This window comes from Embleya sp. L77, assembly GCF_055557415.1.
In genome coordinates this window covers 1,543,012-1,564,853 of the sequence record NZ_CM145709.1, presented here as the reverse complement: position 1 = coordinate 1,564,853, position 21,842 = coordinate 1,543,012, and the positions used below count along the sequence as shown (strand labels likewise).

Below are 21,842 nucleotides of genomic sequence, written 5' to 3'. Positions count from 1 at the left end.
CAGTGGACTCTCCCGTCACGGGAGAGGGCACCGTTGTCGGTCGGAGGTGATGAGGATGTTCCTCGGCATCGGAGACTTCGCGCGCGCCACCGGCCTGACCGTCAAGGCGCTGCGCTGGTACGACGAACAGGGCGTGCTGGTGCCCGCGGACGTGGATCCGCACACGCGCTACCGCCGCTACACGGTCGGCCAACTCGAACAGGCGGGCCTGGTCCGCGCGCTGCGCACCGCCGGCGTACCGCTCGCGGCCATCCGCACCGCGCTGCGTGAAGGCGGCTCCCCGCACGAGGCGCTGCGCGCGCGGCGGGAGGCGGTCGTGACCGAACGGGCGCGCGAGGATCGAGCCCTCGCGGCGGCGGAGCGGGTGCTCGCGGGCGCAGGTCTCGACTACGACGTGCACCTGCGCACGAGCCCGTCTCGGGCCTGGGTCGGCGTGGTCGAGTACGTCGTGCTGCCTGCGGACGCGGACCCGGTGATCGCGGACCCGGGCGGTACCCCCGTGGACGCGGACGTCGCGATCGAGGCCGCCCTCCTCGACCTGTACGCGAGCCTGCACGCGGATGGCATCGCACCCACCGGAGCGTTCTGGCTGGACCTGGGGCGACCCGCGGACGACGCCGGCGCCGAGGTCGGGCTGTGCGTGCCGCTCGCCGCGCCGGTACCCGAGGGCTGGTCCGTTCCCGGCCGACGGACGATCGCCGGCACGCGTCCGGCCGGCCGCGAACTGACCACCGAGCACGTGGTCACCGACGACGACCCCGACGACGGCACGGCCGTGCATCCGGCGTTCGCCGCGCTCGTGCGGGCCGCCGCCGAGCGGGACTTGTCGATCGACCTGGGCACCCTGCGGCAGCACTGTCCGCGAGAGGTCGCGGGCAGTCCCGGGAGCGGGAAGGGGGTCCCGGGGAGCGGGACGGGAACCCGCACGGTGGTGGAACTGTCCGTCGACGTCGACGAGTGAGGGCGCCGTCGAAGGGTGCGCCGGCCGGCGTGCCGGAGGGCTTGCCGGTGGGTGCACCGGCGAGCGCGCCGTCGGAGGACGTGCCGGCGGGTGCGCCAAGGGAGCGTCGGAGGGCTTGCCGAAGGAGGGATCGACGGGCGCACCGGAGGAGGCGTCGGAGGACGTGCCGGCGGGCGCACGTCGGTGAAAAGCGATCGTCGGCGACCGGGTGCCTGGCACATAATCGGCCTGGTGTTCCTGACCATCGCAACCACTCATCGGCCCGCCACCGACCTCGGCTTCCTGCTGCACAAGCATCCCGGGAAGGCGCAACGGTTCTCCACGACCTACGGCGAGGCACACGTCTTCTACCCCGAGGCGGACGACGCGCGCTGCACCGCGGCACTCCTGCTCGACGTCGACCCGATCGCGCTCACGCGCGGGGTCAAGCGGGGCAAGGGAGCCAAGGGCTCGCCCGACCTGGCGCTCGCGCAGTACGTCAACGACCGGCCCTACGCCGCGTCGTCGCTGCTCGCGGTTGCGCTCGGCACGGTCTTTCGCACCGCGATGCAGGGCCGCTGCGACGCGCGCCCCGAACTTCCCGCGATGCCGATGCCCTTGGAGATCGAGGTGCCCGCGCTGCCCGCGCGCGGTGGCGAGGAGATGGTCCGGCGGCTGTTCGAGCCGCTGGGATGGCAGGTGGGGATCGAGCCGATTCCGCTGGACCCGCGCTTCCCGGCGTGGGGTGAATCGCGCTACGTACGGCTCGCGTTGACCGGCACGATGCCGCTCGCGGACGCGCTGCGGCAGCTGTACGTGCTGCTCCCGGTCCTGGACAACGCGAAGCACTACTGGGTCGCGCCCGACGAGGTGGACAAGCTGCTCCGCGCCGGCGAGGGCTGGCTGTCCGCGCACCCGGATCGCGACCTGATCGCGAGCCGCTACCTCTCGCGTCGCCCCACCCTCACCCGCAGCGCGATGGAGCGCCTCGCCGAGATCGACGAGACCGCACCGGAGCACCTCGACAACGCGATACCGGACGACGTCGGCGAGGAGGCGGAGACGGACGAGGACGCGGGTGCGGTCGCGCTCGCGGGCGCAGGCGCAGGCGCAGGCGTGACGCCGGTGGGTGCGGACGCAGGTGCGGATGTGACGTCTGCGGGCGCGGGTGCGGGTGCGAGTGGGGCTGCGCCTGCGGGTGTGGCGCCGGCGCGTGCGGAGGGAGCGGTGGCGACCGAAGGTGTGGCGTCTGCGTCTGCGACCGACGGGATTGCGGGTGCGCCTGCGACCGGGGGACCTGCGCCCGTGCCTGCGGCTGCGGCTGCGAGCGCGGCCGACGGTGCTGTGCCTGTGACCGCGGTCCTTGCGACAGCGCCGGCGACCCCCGACGGGGCGATCGCGGGTGCGGGTGCGGACGAGCGGCCGCCGACGCTCGCCAGGCAACGGCGGGACGCGATCCTGGCGGCCCTGCGGGCGGCCGGGGCCGAGCGCGTGCTCGACCTGGGCTGTGGCGACGGCAAGTTGATCCGGGCGCTGCTCCGGGAACCGCGTTTTCGCGAGATCGTCGGCGTCGACGTGTCCACCCGCGCGCTCACCATCGCCGAGCGCAAGCTCAAGCTCGCGCGGATGTCGGAGCGGCAGCGCGATCGGGTGCGGCTGATCCAGGGGGCACTGACCTACACCGACAAGCGGCTCGTCGGCTACGACGCGGCCGTGCTGTGCGAGGTGATCGAGCACCTGGACGAACCACGCCTGCCCGCCCTCGAATACGCCGTCCTCGGCTCGGCCCGGCCGGCGACCGTCGTGGTCACCACCCCCAACGTCGAGTACAACATCCGCTACGCCCCCGAGGAAGTGGGCGGCGAAGGCCTCGCGGCCGGCGCCATGCGGCACGGTGACCACCGCTTCGAGTGGGACCGCGCCACGTTCCGCGCGTGGGCCGAACAGGCGGCGGCCACGTACGGCTACGCGACCCGATTCGAACCGGTCGGCGAGGTCGATCCCGAGGTCGGCCCCTCGACCCAGATGGTCGTGCTCACCCGTACCGAGACCGACGTCGCCGGCATCCCGCCCACCCGCGACCCATCCGCACCCGCAACCCTCCCCACCGCCGACGACGAAGGCACCGGAGCAACGGCATGACCCACGACGCGAGCACCCGCCGTGCATTGACCATGCCCGACCTGTGCCTGGTGGTCCTGATCGGCACCACCGGAGCGGGCAAGTCGACCTTCGCCCGCACCCACTTCAAGCCCACCCAGGTGCTGTCCTCCGACTACTTCCGCGGACTGGTCGCCGACGACGAGAACGACCAGTCCGCCTCCGGCGACGCGTTCGAACTGCTCCACCACGTCGCCCGGATGCGCCTGGCGTCCGGCCGGCTGACCGTGGTGGACGCGACCAACGTGCAGCGCGAGGCCCGCGCGCAACTGGTCAAGGTCGCCCGCGACCACGACGTGTTCCCGGTCGCGATCGTGCTGGACATCCCCGAGGCCGAGTGCCAGGCGCGCAACTCCGCGCGCCCGGACCGGATGCACCTGCCCCCGCAGGTGATCCAGCGTCAGCACCGGGATCTGCGCCGATCGTTGCGCGGTCTGCAACGCGAGGGCTTTCGCAAGGTTTACGTACTCTCCGGCGTGGACGAGGTGGCACGCGCCGAGATCGTGCACGAGCGCCGATACAACGACCTGCGGCACCTGACCGGCCCGTTCGACGTGATCGGCGACATCCACGGCTGCCGCGCCGAGTTGGAATCGCTGCTGGTCGAACTCGGCTACGAAATCACCCGCGACGAGGCGGGGCGGCCGGTCGACGCCGCACACCCCGAGGGCCGGACCGCCGTGTTCGTCGGCGACCTGGTCGACCGCGGACCGGACACCCCGGGCGTGCTGCGCCTGGTGATGGGCATGGTCGGTGCGGGGCACGCGCTGTGCGTACCGGGCAACCACGAGAACAAGCTGGTGCGCGCGCTCAAGGGCCGACAGGTCAAGACCACCCACGGACTCGCCGAGTCGCTCGAACAACTGGCCGCGGAAAGCGAGGAGTTTCGCAGGGAGGTGGTCGACTTCTGCGAGTCCCTGGTCAGCCACTACCTGCTCGACGAGGGCAGGCTCGTGGTGTGCCACGCGGGGCTGCCGGAGAAGTACCACGGTCGGATGTCCGGGCGAGTGCGCAGTTTCGCGCTGTATGGCGACACCACCGGCGAGACCGACGAGTACGGCCTGCCGGTGCGCTACCCGTGGGCCGACGAGTACCGGGGCAAGGCGACCGTGGTCTACGGCCACACGCCCACGCCGCGCGCCGTGTGGGTGAACAACACGATCTGCCTGGACACCGGCGCGGTGTTCGGCGGCGACCTGACCGCGCTGCGCTGGCCGGAGCGCGAACTGGTCGCGGTGCAGGCAGAACAGGTCTGGTACGAGCCGATGCGACCGATGGCCTCACAGGCCCCGGGTGGTCGCGACGGGCGCACCCTCGACCTGGGCGACGTGCTCGACCTGAGCCCCGGCGGGGTTGGTCGCCGGCATGTCGAGACGGCCGGCGCGGGCATGGTGACGGTACGTCAGGAGAACGCGGCGGCAGCGCTGGAGGTGATGAGCCGGTTCGCCATCGACCCGCGCTGGCTGGTCTACCTGCCGCCGACGATGGCGCCGTGCGCGACCGGCACGCTGCCGGGGCTGCTCGAACATCCGGCGGAGGCGTTCGCGCAGTTCCGGGCGGACGGGGTCACCAAGGTGATCTGCGAGGAGAAGCACATGGGCTCGCGGGCGGTCGCCCTGGTGTGCCGCAACGAGGCCGCCGCGCGCGAGGCGTTCGGCGTGGACGAGGGGATGGGCGCAGGCGCGGTGTGGACTCGCACCGGGCGCGCCTTCTTCCCCGATCGGGCCACCACCGACGGCTTCCTGGACCGGCTGCGCGGGGCGATCGACGCCGCGGGACTGTGGGCGGAGCTGGACACCGACTGGTTGCTGTTCGACGCCGAGTTGATGCCGTGGTCGGCCAAGGCGCAGGAGCTGCTGCGGCAGCAGTACGCCTCGGTGGGTGCGGCTGCGACCTCCGCGCTGCCGGTCGCCGGCGCCGCGCTGGCGCGTGCACTCGAACGCGGGATCGACGTCGGTGAGTTGGCCGCCCGCATCAGGGGCCGCGAGGCCAACGCACACGCCTTCGTCGACGCGTACGGCCGGTACTGCTGGGAGACGGACGGTCTGGAGGGACTGCGCTTCGCACCGTTCCAGGTGCTCGCCGGGCGCGGCGGCTCCTACCTGGGCCGGGACCACGCGTGGCATCTCGCGCTCGCCGACCGACTGGTGGCGGCCGACCCGTCGGGGCTGCTCGCGCCGACCGGCCGGCTGATCGTGGACGTCACCGACGACGAGCAGGTCACGGCCGGCGTCGAGTGGTGGACCGAGCTGACCGCCGCCGGCGGTGAGGGCATGGTGGTCAAGCCGCTCGCGGGCGAGGCCGCACGGGCGACGAACCGTCGGGTGCAGCCGGGGGTCAAGTGCCGGGGCCCGGAATACCTGCGGATCATCTACGGCGCCGACTACACCGAACCGGTGAACCTGGAGCGGTTGCGCCATCGTGGTCTGGGCCACAAGCGCTCGATGGCGCTGCGTGAGCATGCGCTGGGCGCCGAGGCGCTGGACAGGCTGGCGGCCGGCGAGGCGCTGTGGCGCGTGCACGAGGCGGTTTTTGCCGTCCTGGCACTGGAATCGGAGCCGGTGGACCCCAGGCTCTGAGACCGCGTCACCTGTTCGCAGCAAGGGCGGTATCCGTGCCGGCGCGGATACCGCCCTCGCGCGGGTGATTGCCGGAAACTTTCGGGTATGTCGCTTCAGTGCCGTGTGCCGATCGAAGCGGGTCGAAGGTCCTGTGCCGATCGGTCCGAGCGTCGTCGCAGGTCGTGACCTGTGTCGGAGGTTCGCGCCCGGTCCCGGGTGCAGGATCCCCATGTGGTGGAAAACGGAGCCGATCCGCGGTGCCGGGCCCCCTCGACACACGGAGGAACAGCGATGAGCCACGCGGTGGATCCCCAGGCCCCGACGGCGTCGCTTCCGGCGGAACCCGCGACGGACGACGTCTCGCGAGGCACCCTCGGCCTCCCGCAGGCGACCGCGCTCGTGGTCGGCGGCGTCGTGGGCACCGGGATCTTCCTGCTGCCGGCCACCCTCGCCAAGTACGGCACGATCAGCATCCTCGCCTTCGGCCTGGTCACCGTCGGCGCCCTGACGATCGCGGCGATCTTCGGCAGGTTGGGCGCACGCATCCCGGCAGCCGGTGGCCCCTACGCCTACGCCCGCCAGGCCTTCGGCGAATTCCCCGGCTTCCTGAACGCGTGGTCGTTCTGGATCACCGCCTGGGCCGGCAACGCCGGGATCGCGGTGGCCTGGGTCGGCTACGTGAACTACTTCCTGCACTGGGACTCCGAGCCGGGGAAGATCGCGATCGCCCTGGTCGGCCTGTGGATCCCGGCCCTGATCAACCTGTCCGGGGTCAAGAACATGGGCCTGTTCCAGGTCGTGACCACCGTGCTCAAGTTCGTTCCGCTGATGTTCGTGGCCGTCGTCGGCCTGTTCTTCGTCAAGAGCGGCAACTTCGGCGAGTTCAACGCGAGCGGCAAGAGCTTCCTCGGCGCCCTGCAGGTGTCCGCGGCACTGGTGGTGTTCGCCTACTCGGGTATCGAGGCCGCATCGGTGGCCGCCGAGAAGGTCAAGGACCCCGAACGCAACATCGGCAGGGCCTCGATCTACGGCACGCTCGCATGCGCGGCGGTGTACATGCTCAGCACGATCGCGGTGATGGGCAATGTCCCGCACGCCGAGCTCGTCGACTCCTCCGCCCCGTTCTCCGACGCGCTGAACAACATGTTCGGCGGCAGCCTCTGGGGCGGCATCATGGCCGCGATGGCAATCGTCTCGGGCATCGGCGCGCTCAACGGCTGGACCATGTTGTGCGCGGAGATGCCCTACGCGGCGGCCAAGGACGGCATGTTCCCGCGACCGTTCGCCTCGGTCAATCGGGCGGGCGCGCCCGCCTTCGGCATTCTGGTCGCCACGGCCTTGACCTCGGTCGTGGTCGCGGTGAACTACCTGTGGTCCGAGGACGCGTTCGAGACGATCCTGCTGTTGGCCACCGTCACCACCGTGATCCCGTACCTGTTCTCCGCGTCGGCGCAGTTGTTCTGGCTGGTCACCCGCGAGCGCCCGGTCAGCCGCGCGGCACTCGCCAAGGACCTCACCATCGCCGGCGTGGGCTTCCTGTTCACCCTGTGGATGGTCTACGGCGCGGGCTCGGACGCGGTGCTCAAGAGCCTGATCATGCTGCTGCTCGGCATCCCGGTCTACATCTGGGTCAAGGCCTCGCGCGGCGAATACGGCCCCGGCGGCACGGAGGCGACCTACGTCGAGGCCGAGGAGGACGTCGCCGTGGACATGCGTGAGTAGCCCGGCGTGCGCTCGCGGCGCGCCTCGTACTCCGCGGCACCGGAAACACCATCCGCAGACGGAAGCAGAAAAACGGAAACGGCGGCAGAAGTAGAAGCGGAACCGAGCGGGAGCCGAGAAGCACCACCGCATCGGATCCGACGGTGCCACCACCGAAACCAGACCCGGTCCCGATGGCCGGAAAGCACATCGCAGTTCGCAACGGTCAGGAGGACCATTCCATGGGGTTCCACGTCGAGTCGGAGACCGGTCGCCTCAAGCAGGTGATCCTGCACCGCCCGGATCTGGAGATGAAGCGGCTGACCCCGACGAACAAGGACGAGCTCCTGTTCGACGACGTGTTGTGGGTCAAGCGGGCCCGCGAGGAGCACGACGGCTTCGCGGACGCGTTGCGTGATCGCGGCATTCGCGTGCACCTGTTCACCGACCTGCTGCGCGAGACGCTCTCCGGCGAGCCGGCCGCCAAGAAGATGGTCCTGGACCGGGTCTTCGACGAGCGCGAGTTCGGCCTGCTGGCGGTGGACGAACTGCGCGGCCTGTTCGAGGGCTTCGACGCCAATGAGCTGGTCCGCTACCTGGTCGGCGGCATCACCAAGCGCGAAGTGCTCGAGTACATGCAGGAGCCGCACAGCGTCGCGTTCCACACCATGGACGTGGACGACTTCGTGCTCAAGCCGCTGCCCAACCACATCTTCACCCGGGACACCTCGTGCTGGGTCTACGACGGCGTCGCGGTGAACGCGATGATGATGCCCGCCCGCCGGCGCGAGACCGTGCACTTCGAGGCGATCTACAACTACCACCCGAACTTCGCCAAGGGCGACTTCAACGTGTGGAACCCGGGCCAGAGCAGCTTCCCGGCGACGATGGAGGGGGGCGACGTCCTGGTCATCGGCAACGGCGCCGTCCTGGTCGGGATGAGCGAGCGGACCACCCCGCAGGGTGTCGAGGCGCTGGCCCGCGCGCTGTTCAAGCACGGTTCCGCGACGAAGGTGGTCGCGCTGAACATGCCGAAGAAGCGCGCCTTCATGCACCTCGACACGGTGATGACGATGCTCGACGGCGAGACGTTCACCAAGTACGCGGGCATGGGCATGCTGCCCTCGTACACGATCGAGCCGGGAGAGCACGAGAAGGAACTCAAGGTCACCGACCACCCGGCCCACGACATGCACAAGGCGATCGCGGGCGCGCTGGATCTGTCCGACATCCGCGTCCTGACCGCGACCCAGGACGTGCGCTCGGCCGAGCGCGAGCAGTGGGACGACGGCTGCAACGTGCTGACGGTGGAGCCCGGCGTGGTCTTCGCCTACGAGCGCAATGTGACCACCAACACCTACCTGCGCAAGAACGGCATCGAGGTGGTCACCATCCGCGGCAGCGAACTCGGCCGCGGCCGTGGCGGGCCGCGCTGCATGAGCTGTCCGGTGGAGCGCGAGGCCGTCTAACCTGGCGGTTTGCCGATCCGGGTGACCCGTCGTCCGAGTCTGCGACCGATGCGTTGTGCGATTCGTCGTGCGACGTCTCGCCCGAATGTTTCGTCGACTTTCGATCCCGTCCGAAGAGAAGCCTGGAGCCATGGCCTTCAATCTGCGTCACCGCAACTTCCTCAAGGAATTGGACTTCACCCCCAAGGAGTTCAACCACCTGCTCGACCTCGCCGCGGATCTGAAGGCCGCCAAGTACGCGGGCATCGAGCAAAAGCGCCTCGTCGGCAAGAACATCGCGCTGATCTTCGAGAAGACCTCCACCCGCACCCGGTGCGCGTTCGAGGTCGCCGCGTACGACCAGGGCGCGGGCGTGACCTACCTCGACCCGGGCGGCTCCCAGATCGGGCACAAGGAGTCGATGAAGGACACCGCGCGCGTGCTCGGACGGATGTACGACGGTATCGAGTACCGCGGCAGCAAGCAGGAGTACGTCGAGGAACTCGGCAAGTACGCGGGTGTGCCGGTGTGGAACGGGCTGACCGACGAGTGGCACCCCACCCAGATGCTCGCGGACATGCTCACCATGCGTGAACACTCCGACAAGCCGCTGCACCAGGTCTCGTTCGCCTACCTGGGTGACGCCCGCAACAACATGGGCAACTCGCTGCTGATCACCGCCGCGATGCTGGGCATGGACGTGCGCATGGTCGCGCCCGAGGAGCTGTGGAACGACCCGGAGATCGTCGACAAGGCCAAGGAGATCGCGGTCGCGACCGGCGCCCGGATCACCCACACCGTCGACGTCGCGCAGGGCGTCAAGGGCGTGGACTTCCTCTACACCGACGTGTGGGTGTCCATGGGCGAGCCCAAGGAGGTCTGGGACACCCGGATCGCGCAACTCAAGGCGTACCAGGTCAACATGGACGTGGTGAAGGCGACCGGCAACCCCAAGGTCAAGTTCATGCACTGTCTCCCGGCGTTCCACGACCGCAACACCGAGGTGGGGCAGGACATCTTCGAGAAGACCGGCATGGAGGCGCTCGAAGTCACCGACGAGGTCTTCGAATCGCACTTCTCGATCGTCTTCGACGAGGCCGAGAACCGCCTGCACACGATCAAGGCGGTCATGGTCGCCACGCTCGGCGACTAGAGCACGGTACGAGGATCGGCGCGGCCCGGGCACCGGACCACCGGTACCCGGGCCGCTCGTGGTTGCGGAACACCCCATTCATCGTGATCTGCCGCGACGTTGCGATCGGCCGCCGGCCGTTCGCGATCGCCGCCCCGGACCGAAGGGATCCACCATGCGCGTCGTCGTCGCCCTCGGCGGAAATGCGATGCTTCAGCGCGGGGACAAGCCCGACGCCGACATCCAACTGCACAACATCCAAAAAGCGGTCACATCATTGGCCCCGCTGGCCCGCGAACACGAACTCGTGGTCACCCACGGCAACGGCCCCCAGGTCGGCGTGCTCGCCCTCCAGTCCGCCGCCGACCAGTCGCTCAGCCAGCCCTACCCGTTCGACGTGCTGGGCGCGATGACGCAGGGCATGATCGGCTACTGGCTGCTCCAGTCGTTGCAAAACGCGCTGCCGGGCCGACAGGTGTGCTCGCTGATCAACCAGACCCTGGTCTCCACCGCCGACCCCGCGTTCCAGAACCCGACCAAGTTCGTCGGCCCGGTCTACGAGGAGGACGAGGCCAAGCGGCTGGCCGAGGAGCGCGGTTGGATCGTCAAGGCGGACGGCAAGTGGTGGCGCCGGGTGGTGCCCTCGCCCAAACCCGCCCGCGTGGTGGAGACCCGACTGATTCGGCAACTGCTCGCCTCCGGGGCCGTCGCGGTGTGCGCAGGCGGCGGAGGCGTACCGGTGGTCCGCAACGAACTCGGCCAACTCACCGGCGTCGAGGCCGTGGTGGACAAGGACCTGACCGCGGCGCTGCTGGCCGAGGCCCTGGACGCGGACGTGTTGTTGCTGCTCACGGACGTCCCCCGCGTGGTGCGCGGATTCGGACAACCCGACGCGCAGGAGATCACCAACGCCACCCCCATGCAACTGCGCGCCGGTGACTTCCCGGCCGGTTCGATGGGCCCCAAGGTCGACGCGATCTGCCGCTTCGTCGAGATGACCGGCGACATGGCCGCGATCGGCGCGCTCGACCAGGCCACCGAGATCCTGCGGGGCAACGCCGGCACGATCGTCACACCGAGCGGCAAGTATCCGGAGACCAGCCTGTTGTAGGGGACGACCGGGCGACACACGGGCCGCGAGTGCGGCCGGCGGGTGCGGGTCCTCGGGTGCGGGTGGCGGTCGCGGGCGGCGGTCGACGGGTGCGCAGGCGATGCGGATCGTGCCGGACGCACCTGCGGGCCCACATTCGTCGACGATCTTTTCGAGCGCGGATCGGCAAAGGGTCTGGTCCGATCGGCCCGTGTCCTGTGACCATGTCGAGCATGGCCGTCTCCGTGATGCCTGCCGCCGACACACTCGCCCGAACGCTGCTCGCCGCCCGCGGCGCCGAGTGGGGGGACTGGTCCGTCGAAGCCCTGCAGGAGAGCGCCGGGCGGCTCGGCTGGGAGACTCGCCGGGACGAGGACGGGTATGTGGCCATCGAGACCGGCATACCCGGACTGCTGTGCCGGGGGGATCCCGGCGAGCGCGCCGACGGCGCCCCCTGTATCCGCTTCACCGCTCCGCTGCCGGTCCGGGCGGATCCGCCGCCGATGCCCGGGTTCCAGGGCCCGTCCGTGCCCGGCCAGTACCCCTACGGCGGCGGCGCCTGGGGCACCGTGCCCTACGTCCGTGACCGCGGGCGGGAGTTGGACGCCGCGCACACCAGGCTCGGCGCGGCACTGACCGCGGCCCTGGGCCCGGCGCCCTGGCGGGGCGGGCCCGCCGCGTGGTTGCGCTGGCGATCGCGCCGCACCACCCTGCGGCTCTCCCGGGACGACGCGAACGAGGCGCTCGTCATGGAGTTGTTCCCCACGCGCGCCGGCGAGGCGTTCGAACGGCGCGGCTTCGAACGGGCCGGTTCACTGGCCGAACTGCCCTACATCTGGTGTGTCAGCCGCCCCGACATGAGCCTGACCGAACTGTTCCTGCCGTTCGGGCCGGACCCGCGCGACTGGGCGGACTTCCGCGATGCGCTGCCGCGCGTACTGTCCTCGCTGGTGGTGGACATGCCGCTGGTCGGCTGGGTGGAACCGGTCCTGCTGGTGCTGGGCGACGTCGCCGAACCCGCGCACACGGCCGAGATCCGGGTCGGGCAGGACCGTCTCGAACTGGGCAACGTGCCCGGCAACGGGCGCCAGGTGTGGCTGCGCCCCGGCGCCGAACACGCCGTCGCGGCGGCCGAGTCGATCCTGGAGGCGTTCGCGTACTGGGGCATCGACGGCGTACGCCGGCTGCGCACCCGAGCATGGACGTCCGGCGGCTACGTCGACCTGCCCGGCATCGGAGTACGCCCCGAGGGGACACACCCGGATGACGCGTGACGACGAGCGACGCGCGGACCGCGAGGGGGACGCCCGTGCCCGCGCCGGCGACCGTCGGCGCCTGCGCCCGCGCCTGCGCCCGCGACCGCGACCCGGTACGTGCCCGCGACCACCTCCGGCGCACGGTCGCGACCGTGAGTGCGACCGCGCCTGCGCCTGCGACCGCACTCGTACCCCCGTCATGGCCCTGTGCAGGGCGCGTTCGTCAGTCCTTGGTGCCCGCTCGCCACTGCAGGCCCCAGCCGTACGCCTGGTCGACCTTCTGCTGGTTCCCCTTGATGTAACGCACCTCGCGCTGGATGGTCAGATCCCCGCCCTGGTTCTGGACGAGCGCGATCGCGCACGAGCGTGCCGCGCCGCCGGTCTCGTCGAGCCGGATCTCCAATTCGGGGCCGGTCGCCGGAGTCAGCGTCACCACCGCCTGCGCGTCGTCGAACGTCACACCCTTGTAGATGAACGCGAAGATCAGCAGGCGCTTGAAGCTGCTCTTGTGGTCGAGGTTGATGAACAGGTTCTCGCCGGCGGTGTTCGCGCCGGTGCGGTCGTCGCCGTCCAGGAACACGTACGGCGGCTTGTCCGGCGAACCGAACATGTTGCCGAGCGCCTGCACGATGCCCTTGGTTCCGTCGTTCAGCTCCCACAGGCAGCACAGGTCGAGGTCGGTCGGCCCCATCAACCGCTTGAGCATGCCGCGCCCGGGGGCGGCCTGCACCCAGTTGAGGTTCACCCGCATGCGGCTGCCGGTGATGCCCTCCTTGCTGAGCGACACCATCGGTGAAGCCTTGGTCAGCGTCACCTTGCTCAACCGCACGGGCGGCCTGCCCGGTGCGCTCGCCGGCGGCGGGGTGACCGGCGGACGCGCCGGCTCGGGCTTGCGGACGTTCAGCCGAGGCGCCGGCGGCGGTGTCGAAACCGGAGGCGGGGGCGGCGCGGGCGCCTGCACCCGAGGAGGCGCGGGTGGCGGAGGCGGGGCCGTCACCGTGATGCCGAAGTCGGTGGCGAGCCCCTCCAGGCCGGTCGAGTAGCCCTGTCCGATGGCCCGGAACTTCCAGGCCCCACCACGGCGATACAACTCGCCCGCGAGCATCGCGGTCTCCACCGTCGCATCCGCGATGTCGAACCGGACCAGGTCCACCTCGGCCCCGGGATCGCTCACCAACAGGTGCAGGTCACGGATACCCGCGAAGGTGCCGCTGTGCGCCGAGGCCGCGAGCACCACCCGATCCACGCTTGCCGGAATCGACCCCAGATCGATCTCCAGCGCGTCCCGCGACCACGTCCCCTCGTCCTTGCCGACGTGGCGAACCGCGCCGGAGGGATGGGTCGGCTGGTTGTAGAACACGAAGTCGGCGTCGCCAGAGACGCGACCCGACGCACCCAACAACAGCGCCGACGCGTCCAGGCCGGGCGTACTCGGCCCCGGTCGCCAGACGAAGACCGCGCGTACCTTCGCTGCGGCCACCGGCGTGTTCTGTCCCTTGCCCAACTGCTGCACCATGCGCACGATCGTCACACGAGTGGGCTGATCGGTTCATCCTTTGCGGCGAAAAAATCGGGTGCCCACTCGTACGGGTCAGTAAAACCGGGGTGAAACGTACCCGCTCGTCCGCTACTCTTGCTCGCCTTGCCCGGGGTGTTGCGGGCCGGGGCCGGCGTTCGACACGCATCAGGCTCGGCGCAACGAAACCAAGAGTGAGCATCCCCACACCTCCGACCGAGGTCACTTCGGTATGCCCGGAGTCGCGTGTCCCGTCGGCCCCGCCGACGCCGCACGCTGCCCGGGGAAAGGGATTTCACCATGACGTTCGCTTTCGCGTGCCCACTGCGGGTCGACCACCCGCCGGACCGGAGAGCCCGGCTGTACCGCTTCGGCGCGCTCTTCGGCGCGGGCTTCCGCCGCTGGTCCACCTACCGGCAGGCCGCCCTCGCCGGCCTGTTCACCAACATCGTCTTCGGTGTGATGATCTACTCCCTGATGCGCGCCCTCGCCGAGGACGGACGCCGGCCCGGCGGCTACGACGCCGCCCAACTCGCCACCTACGTCTGGGTCGGTCAGGGCGTTCTCAGCGTCGTAAACGCCTGGTCCTGGAACGAACTCGCCGACCGCGTGCGCAGCGGCGACGTGACCTCCGACCTGCTGCGCCCGATCGACCCGTTCGAGGCATTTCTGGCCGCCGACCTCGGCCGGGCCGCCTACGCGGTGCTCGCCCGAATGCTGGTACCCGTGCTCGCCGGCGCGCTGATGTTCACCATGTACATCCCACAACGCCCCTACACGATCCCGCTGTTCGTGCTCTCGCTGATCATGGGCACGATTCTCAGCTTCACCCTGCGCTATCTCGTCAACCTCGGCGCGTTCTGGCTCCTCGACGATCGCGGCCTGGGTGCCATGTGGATGCTGGCCTCCGGCGTACTGGCCGGATCCTTCTTTCCGCTGCGCTTCCTGCCCGACTGGGCCCAGGCGGTGCTGTGGTTCGGCACTCCCTTCCCCGGCCTGTTCCAGATCCCGCTCGACGTCGTGGTCGAACGCCCGGGACCCGCACAGCAGATCGGCAGTGTCGTACTGCAACTGGTCTGGGTCGCGATCCTGGTGCCCCTCGTCCTGCGCGTGCAGCGGGCCGCGACCGACAAGCTGGTGATCCAGGGTGGCTGAGCCGAGTGTGCTCCAGGCGTACGTGCGCCTGGTGCAGGCCCAGATCCGCAGCCAGACCCAGTACCGCACGTCGTTCTGCGTCGACGTCGCGTCCTCCGCGCTGAGCACACTCGTCGAGGCCGCGGTCGTCCTGGTGGTGTTCCGGGTCTCGCCGACCGTGGGCGGGTTCGGACTGCGCGAGGTGCTCGTGATGTCCGCGCTCGCGGTGTTCGCCTTCGACCTCGCGGACCTGATCGTCGGCAATGTCGAACGACTGTCGCTGTACGTGCGCAAGGGCACGCTCGACGCGGTCCTGGTCCGCCCCTTGCGCGTGTTGCCGCAACTGCTCGCCACCGACTTCGCGTTGCGCCGAATCGGCCGGGTCGCGCAGTCGTGGGTGCTGCTCGTGGTCGTCCTCGTGTACGCCGATCTGCACTGGACGCCGGCCCGCGTCCTGATGCTCGTACTGACCCCGGTCGCAGGCTGCGCGCTGTTCGCCGCGGTGTTCGTATTGGGCGCCTGCGTCGCGTTCTGGTTCGTCGAATCCGGCGAGATCGCCAACGCGTTCACCTACGGCGGCAGGGAGTTCGCCCGCTACCCGGCGACGATCTACCCGGGGCTGCTGCGCCGGGTGTTCGGCTATGGGGTCGGCCTCGCGCTGGTCGGGTACCACCCCGCGCTGTTCCTGACGGGGCACGCGGATCCACTCGGCGGGCCGGACTGGCTCGCCTGGCTTTCCCCGGCCGTCGCCGCATGCGCGTGGCTGATCGCGCTGCTGATGTGGCGGACGGGGATTCGGCACTACAGGAGTACGGGATCGTGACCGCGACCGAGACCATGACCGCGATCGGGACCGACACCGAGACGATGATCGAAGTGCGCGATCTGCGCAAGGAGTTCACCGTCCGGCGCAAGGTCGGCCGAATCCGCCGGGAATCCCGGACGGTGGCCGCTGTGGACGGCGTCGCGTTGAGCATCGCGCGAGGCGAGACGGTCGGCTACATCGGACCCAACGGGGCAGGCAAATCGACCACGCTCAAGATGATGACCGGCATCCTGACGCCCACCTCCGGACACGTGCGGGTCTGCGGCCTGGAACCGGTGCCCCGTCGACGCCGGCTGGCCCGTCGGATCGGGGTGGTCTTCGGCCAGCGCTCGCAGCTGTGGTGGGATCTGCCCCTGCGGGAATCGTTCCGGTTGCTGGGATTCGTTTATGCCGTGCCGCACGCCGAGCATCAGGCCCGGCTCCGGCAGTGCCGGGCGATGCTCGAACTGGACGAGTTCATGGACACGCCCGTGCGCCAACTCTCGCTCGGGCAGCGCATGCGCGGCGAGATCACGGCCGCGCTCCTGCACGGGCCGGACGTGTTGTTCCTGGACGAGCCGACAATCGGACTCGACGTGGTGAGCAAGCAGTCGCTGCGCGCCTTCCTGGCCGAGATCGGCACGCGCGGGGACGTGACGACCGTGCTGACGACACACGACCTCGCCGACATCGAGCACCTGTGCCGGCGGCTGATCGTGATCGACCGCGGCCAGGTCGTGCACGACGGGACGCTGGAGGCCCTGCACGCACGCTACGGCTCGCGCCGGCGAGTGGTCGTCGACCTGGACGAGGCGCGTGCGCTGGACGTGCACACGCCCGGGATCACGATCGAGGCGATCGAGGCCGACGGCAGACGGATCACCTTCGCCTTGGACGGCGTGCCGGCGGGGGAGCTGATCGCCAGGATCGCGCGCGACGGGGGACTGCGGGACGTGTCCGTGCGGGAGCCCACGATCGAGGAGGTGGTTGCGCGGCTGTATCGGGGATGAGGGGCGGCATTTCGTTGATGCCGCCGTGGCCAGGGCCGGGTGGCGGCCTGGGGACCGAGCCGTTGGTGGTCAACCGTGACCGGTGACCGGTGACCGGTCGTGGTTGGTGAATTGTGGATTGCGGGCTTCGGTCGTGATCCGATCGGGCTCCCGCGCCGAGCCGTGGGCGACTCTCGGGCCGGGCGTCGCGCTGGCACCCGGTTTGAGGGATTGCCCCCTGCGGGAGGGTGGCGTCTCGGGAGAGAGTCTTCCCGAGGGGGACGGGACATGACGCGCAGTCGGGATGAGGTCGTCGGTGCCGCGTTGTCGCGGTGGGCGGCCGGACGTTTTCCATTGCCGGCCGATCCGGGACATCGCTGGTACTTCGCTCGCGAGGGCGTCGTCGCGGCCTTGGCCGGGGCCGCGACGACGCTGCGGGCGGCGGAACCCGATGCGGCGGTGGCCGGGTGGGTGGGCGACGCCGACCCGGACCAGATACGGGTACTCGCCGCTGCGTCTGCCCGTCCTCCCGCCCTGGTCGTGGTGGGGGCGGCCGGCACCGGCAAGACCAGGACCGCCGCGATGGTGGTCCGGCGCGAGCAGGACGCAGGCGGGCGCGTGTTGGTCGTGACACGGCAGCGGTACGGGGCGCGGCGGTTGTGGGAGGAACTCGCGCGGGCCGGGGTGACGAGTGGCCTTGCGGGCGCGGGCGCGGGTGCGGGTGTGGGCGGTGGCGATGCGGCCCGTGCGGGTGTGGGTGCGCGGGCGGGGGCCGGGCTCGGCGCCGCGTCGGATGGTGACGCGGACGGGTCGTTGTTGGACCGGCATCTGCGTTCGATGGTCGAGCCGTACGGGGCCTGGGGATCGACACTGGGCGGGATTCAGGATCACCTCATCGGACGGCCGCCCTGGACCGGGCCGGTGCTCGATCGGGAGGTCGCGTCCGCGCTCGACCCGGACGAGGCCCGTCGGCTCGGTCGCGAACTCGAACGGTTCGCACACGCGGGTGGGCTGCGCGATGCGGCCTGGCACGGTGTTCGGATCGACACGCCCGAGCAGGCCCGGACCGCCGTCGGCGAGATCGCCGAACTGCGCGCCCGCTTCCGGGAGATCCGAGCCGGCGCCTCCGGGGCGCGGTTGCACGCCGATCGGCCCGAACCGCGCGACCTCGCCGAGTGGACCGCGTGCCTGGTGCTCGCCAAGCGGCTGCGCGAGTTCTCGATCGCCGTCGACCCGGAAATCCTCGCGGGGCCGTACTCGATGCGACAACTGCTCGCGGCCACGCACTGGTACGGCCGACCCGCGGCGCGCCGCTATCTGCGCGACCGCACCCGCTTCCCGACCGGGCCGCCATGCGGCTCACCCTGGCCGAGGCGCGGACCCTGCACCGGCTCTTCCGAGCCCAGTCCGGTGGGGTGCCGGAACCGGCGTTCCTGCGGAGGATGGTCCTGGCGTGGGCCGATTCGGAACGCGAAGGGCAGGCACTGGCGGGCTACGCGACGTCGTTGTTCCCGATCCTGAACCTGCCGGTGGACACCTCGCTGTCCGAGGTCGGCGCGCGGCTCGACCGACTGGCCGAATCGATCTCGGCGGACGGGGCGTCCTGGGAGCGGCTCGCGGATCGCTGTCGGTCGTACCGCGATCTCGCGACCGCCGGCCTCGGGCCCCTGATGGCGGATCTGACGGCGCGCGGCGTGTCGCCGGGGCGGATCGCGGACGAGTACGAGCGATTCCTGTACACGTCGCTGGCCCACGCCTGCACCGGCGGCGCGCCCGGCGGGGTGGTGGGCCTGCAGGCGCACGTGCATCGGTATCGCACGCGGGCGACTGCGGCCGCTGCCGCCGGGCCGGGGCCGAGGACGCGGAGGCGCCCGTCGGATGTGTCGGCGGACGCAAACGTGAGGGTGATGTCGCCTCGCGATGTTCGGCGATTGCCGGACACGGCGTACTTCGACCTGGTGGTGATCGACGACGCCGGGCTCGTGAGCGAACGCGACGTGATTCCGGCTTTGTTGCGGGCGGGTCGCGTCGTGTTGTTCGGGGACCCGACGGGGCCGGGACTCGGCGATCCCGACGGGCCGGGCGAGCCTGGTGATCCCGGCTCCGAAGGCGACCTGCGCTCTGCCCTCGCGTCGGTGAGCCGGTTCGTCGAGCCGGTTCGGATCGCATACACACACCGCCCTCTCGACGAACGGCTTACAGTGCCGGGCGTGCTGCCGGCGGCACGGCTTCCGGGCGTGCGGGGCGAGGAGGCGGCGGTACGGCACATCGTGACCGGCGCACACGACCTTGCGGAAGTGGTCGCCACGGCCCGGTCGTACCGGGCGCGGTATCCCGAGGAAACCCTTGCGATCGTCACCCTGGGCGGGTCGCAGGCGCGGCGCATTCGGTCCGCACTGGCGACGGGGCGCGCCGACGAGGAGTTCGCGGTGGAGCGGGCGGCGGTCCTGCACGGGGGCGAATGGGACACGGTGCTCCTCAGCGTCGGGGCGAAGCGAGACGCCGAAGGACGCCTGATCCATCGATTCGGTGCGGCCACCATGCCCGGCGGGGACGCACTCGTGGCCTCGGCGGTCTCACGGGCACGCCGGCGACTGGTCGTGATGACCACGTTCGAGGAGGCCGAACTCGATTCGGCACGGCTGCGGGCGCCGGGGGCTCGGCTGTTGCGAACGGTGCTGCGGCACGCGGCAACCGGCGGGCGCGGAGCGGTGGTGGGTGAGGTCGCGGCTGCGGGCGCAGGCGCGCGCGGCAGCAGGGTCGGTGCGGGCGCGGGCGCGACCGGAGCCCCGGACGCGTTCCACGCCGATGTGCTCGATCGGTTGCGGGCGGCCGGTCTCGAACCGATATATGAGTTCGGGGGGCGTGCGGGTGTCGTGATCGCGCTGCCGGGACCTCCGGCGGATCCGGGTACGGCTGCGGGTGCAGGCCAACGCGCGGGCGCACGCACCCTCGACGGCTTGCGGGCCCGAGCCACCGCATGTCGATACCCGGTCGACGCCACAGGCGCGGATTCGGACGAGACAGCGGTCGCACTCGCAGGTCACCCGGGTACACGCGCGGTCGCGGGCCCAGGCGCCTGCCACGGCGACAGCGAGGTCGCAAACGCGCCCGCAAGCGCACCAGCAGGTGCGGGTCCGCCGAGGCGGATGGTGGTTGCGATCGAGACCGATCGCAGCGCGGCCTACCGTGCGGAGCCGTCCGTGCGCGAGCGCGAATGGTTGCGGCCGGCCCGTCTGGAGGAGCGGGGGTGGGTCGTGTATCGCCTGTGGAGTGGGGACTGGATCCGGGACCCCGACCGGCAGATCCGGCAGATCGTGGCGCTGTACCGGTCCGCGGCACACGCCACCGGGGTGGCTGCGACAAAGGAGTGATGCGGGGGCGGAGCCCGGCGCGCCCCGCATTTCCCGATCCGCGAGGCCGCACCATGTCGTGTGGCATGTGACCGGACGAAGAGGACGATTCAGTGAGCGGATCGAGCCGGGACGCCGCTGCCGCGCCTCGGGTGGACCCGGTCGTCGCCGGCATCGGCTTCGCCGCCGTACTCGCCGTCGTCCTGTGGGGCGTCTTCGCCAAGGGTTCGCTCGAGACCGCGGCGTCGACCGGACTCGATTGGACGATCCGCAACTTCGGCTGGCTGTTCGTCGTCGCCGCCGACGCCTTCGTCGTGCTCGCAGTGTTCATCGCCGCGTCCAAGTACGGCCGGATCAGGTTGGGCAAGGACGACGACGAACCGGAGTTCGGCACCGGTGCCTGGGTCGCGATGATGTTCAGCGCCGGCATGGGCATCGGCTTGATGTTCTACGCGGTCGCCGAACCCATCCAGCACTTCGCCACTCCGCCGCCGGCCTCGGGCGCGGTCCCGCAGACCCCACGTGCGGCCGGCGCCGCGCTCGAATGGACGCTGTTCCACTGGACGCTGCACCCGTGGGCGATCTACGCGATCGCCGGCCTCGCCCTCGCCTACGCGACGTTTCGGCGCGGTCGCGGAAACCGGGTCAGCGCCGCGTTCGTACCGCTTCTGGGCCGGCACGCGGACGGCGCGCCCGGGCGAGCGATCGACCTGCTCGCCATCTTCGCGACCGTGTTCGGCTCGGCCACAAGCCTGGGGCTCGGCGCTCTCCAGGTTGCCAAGGGCCTGGACCTGACCACCGACATCAAGGACACCTCGACGCTGCACGTGGTGATCATCATCGCGCTCACAGCCGCCTTCGTGGTGTCCGCCTTCAGTGGGATCCATCGCGGCGTCAAGTGGCTCAGTACCGCGAACGTGCTGCTCGCGCTGGTACTCATGCTGTTCGTGTTCGTGGTCGGGCCGACGGTGTACGTGCTCGGTGTGCTGCCCGCGTCCGTCGGCAGCTATCTCAACGACCTGCTGACCCTCGCGACCCGTACCGGCACCTTCGGCGGCGACGCGTGGATGGGCACGTGGACGATCTTCTACTGGGCATGGTGGCTGTCCTGGGCCCCGTTCGTGGGCACGTTCATCGCACGCATCTCGCGGGGCCGCACGGTTCGTCAATTCGTGATCGGCGTGCTGCTGGTACCGAGCGCGGCGAGCACGGTCTGGTTCGCGGTGATGGGCGGAACCGCGCTGCGCCTGCAACAGACCGGCGCGGCCGACCTGGTCGCCAAGGTCGCCGAGGGGCCGGAGTCCGGCCTGTTCGCGATGCTCGACGCGCTGCCCCTGTACGCCGTCACCGCGATGGTGGCGATGGTGCTGGTCGCGCTGTACTTCGTCACCGGAGCCGACTCCGCCTCGCTCGTGCTCGGTTCGCTGACCAGTCGGGGATCACTCAAGCCGGCGCGTTGGCTGGTGGTCGGGTGGGGTGCGCTGATCGGCGCGGTCGCGGCCGTACTCCTGGTCGCCGGCGGCCTCGAATCGCTGCAACAGGCGACCATCCTGGTGGCGTTGCCGTTCGTGCTGGTGATGCTCGCACTGTGCGTGGCCTTGCTGAAGGACCTGAACAGCGACCCGATGGTCGCGGCGGGACCGAGGCGCATGCGGGCGCGCGGATTGTCGGAGGCGGTGCGTACGGCCGTGGGGGACGAGCGCGAGGACGTCGAGGCGGAGGCCTTCCACCGACACCACGGTGGGATCTGAGCACGC

General features: G+C 70.6%; 15 protein-coding genes. 14 read left to right on the top strand and 1 reads right to left on the bottom strand.

The features are described from left to right. Window positions 1-55 precede the first annotated feature (55 nt). The 8 genes from ACZOOI_RS06300 to ACZOOI_RS06265 all read left to right on the top strand — a co-directional run bounded on the left by ACZOOI_RS06300 (window position 56) and on the right by ACZOOI_RS06265 (window position 12,306). Entirely contained in the window at window positions 56-961 is a 906-nt protein-coding gene (locus tag ACZOOI_RS06300) for a MerR family transcriptional regulator (RefSeq protein ID WP_465279825.1), read from the top strand. Window positions 962-1,192: 231 nt separating this feature from the next. Continuing rightward, window positions 1,193-3,082 (top strand): 3' terminal RNA ribose 2'-O-methyltransferase Hen1, encoded by a 1,890-nt coding sequence (locus tag ACZOOI_RS06295; protein WP_465279824.1) that lies wholly within the window; start codon window positions 1,193-1,195, stop codon window positions 3,080-3,082. After that, window positions 3,079-5,679, top strand: a complete 2,601-nt coding sequence (locus tag ACZOOI_RS06290; protein ID WP_465279823.1) for a polynucleotide kinase-phosphatase — start codon at window positions 3,079-3,081, stop codon at window positions 5,677-5,679. Before ACZOOI_RS06295 ends, ACZOOI_RS06290 begins: the two co-directional genes overlap by 4 nt. 273 nt (window positions 5,680-5,952) lie before the next feature. Continuing rightward, the gene (locus ACZOOI_RS06285; RefSeq protein ID WP_465279822.1) at window positions 5,953-7,383 is read left to right on the top strand and encodes an APC family permease; all 1,431 of its coding nucleotides are present in this window, start codon (window positions 5,953-5,955) and stop codon (window positions 7,381-7,383) included. A gap of 221 nt (window positions 7,384-7,604) precedes the next feature. Beyond that, complete coding sequence (locus ACZOOI_RS06280; RefSeq protein ID WP_465279821.1) at window positions 7,605-8,831, top strand: arginine deiminase; 1,227 nt, start codon at window positions 7,605-7,607, stop codon at window positions 8,829-8,831. 130 nt (window positions 8,832-8,961) lie between these two features. After that, complete coding sequence (argF, locus tag ACZOOI_RS06275; protein WP_465279820.1) at window positions 8,962-9,963, top strand: ornithine carbamoyltransferase; 1,002 nt, start codon at window positions 8,962-8,964, stop codon at window positions 9,961-9,963. Between the two features lie 154 nt (window positions 9,964-10,117). Further along, entirely contained in the window at window positions 10,118-11,053 is a 936-nt protein-coding gene (arcC, locus tag ACZOOI_RS06270) for a carbamate kinase (RefSeq protein WP_465279819.1), read from the top strand. Between the two features lie 212 nt (window positions 11,054-11,265). After that, a complete protein-coding gene (locus tag ACZOOI_RS06265; protein ID WP_465279818.1) occupies window positions 11,266-12,306 on the top strand; it encodes a hypothetical protein in 1,041 nt (346 codons plus the stop codon). Between the two features lie 205 nt (window positions 12,307-12,511). Here ACZOOI_RS06265 and ACZOOI_RS06260 read toward each other — a convergent pair whose 3' ends face one another. After that, a complete protein-coding gene (locus tag ACZOOI_RS06260; protein WP_465279817.1) occupies window positions 12,512-13,804 on the bottom strand; it encodes a TerD family protein in 1,293 nt (430 codons plus the stop codon). 300 nt (window positions 13,805-14,104) lie between these two features. Between ACZOOI_RS06260 and ACZOOI_RS06255 the strand changes: the two genes are divergently transcribed. The 6 genes from ACZOOI_RS06255 (at window position 14,105) to ACZOOI_RS06230 (ending at window position 21,836) form a co-directional block, all read left to right on the top strand. Further along, window positions 14,105-14,959: an ABC transporter permease gene (locus ACZOOI_RS06255; protein ID WP_465279816.1), complete on the top strand. Its 855-nt coding sequence runs from the start codon at window positions 14,105-14,107 to the stop codon at window positions 14,957-14,959. Next, window positions 14,952-15,761 carry an ABC transporter permease gene (locus ACZOOI_RS06250; RefSeq protein ID WP_465279815.1) on the top strand — a complete coding sequence of 270 codons (810 nt, stop codon included), beginning with the start codon at window positions 14,952-14,954 and terminating at the stop codon, window positions 15,759-15,761. Before ACZOOI_RS06255 ends, ACZOOI_RS06250 begins: the two co-directional genes overlap by 8 nt. Then, window positions 15,758-16,753: an ABC transporter ATP-binding protein gene (locus tag ACZOOI_RS06245; protein ID WP_465279814.1), complete on the top strand. Its 996-nt coding sequence runs from the start codon at window positions 15,758-15,760 to the stop codon at window positions 16,751-16,753. Before ACZOOI_RS06250 ends, ACZOOI_RS06245 begins: the two co-directional genes overlap by 4 nt. A gap of 267 nt (window positions 16,754-17,020) precedes the next feature. After that, window positions 17,021-18,253, top strand: coding sequence for a hypothetical protein (locus tag ACZOOI_RS06240; protein ID WP_465279813.1), 1,233 nt, complete (start codon window positions 17,021-17,023; stop codon window positions 18,251-18,253). After that, on the top strand, window positions 18,175-20,106 hold the full coding sequence (locus ACZOOI_RS06235; RefSeq protein WP_465281127.1) for a hypothetical protein: 1,932 nt from the start codon (window positions 18,175-18,177) through the stop codon (window positions 20,104-20,106). The genes ACZOOI_RS06240 and ACZOOI_RS06235 overlap by 79 nt, the downstream gene beginning before the upstream one ends. 92 nt (window positions 20,107-20,198) lie before the next feature. Further along, window positions 20,199-21,836 carry a BCCT family transporter gene (locus ACZOOI_RS06230; protein ID WP_465279812.1) on the top strand — a complete coding sequence of 546 codons (1,638 nt, stop codon included), beginning with the start codon at window positions 20,199-20,201 and terminating at the stop codon, window positions 21,834-21,836. The last annotated feature ends 6 nt before the right edge of the window (window positions 21,837-21,842 follow it).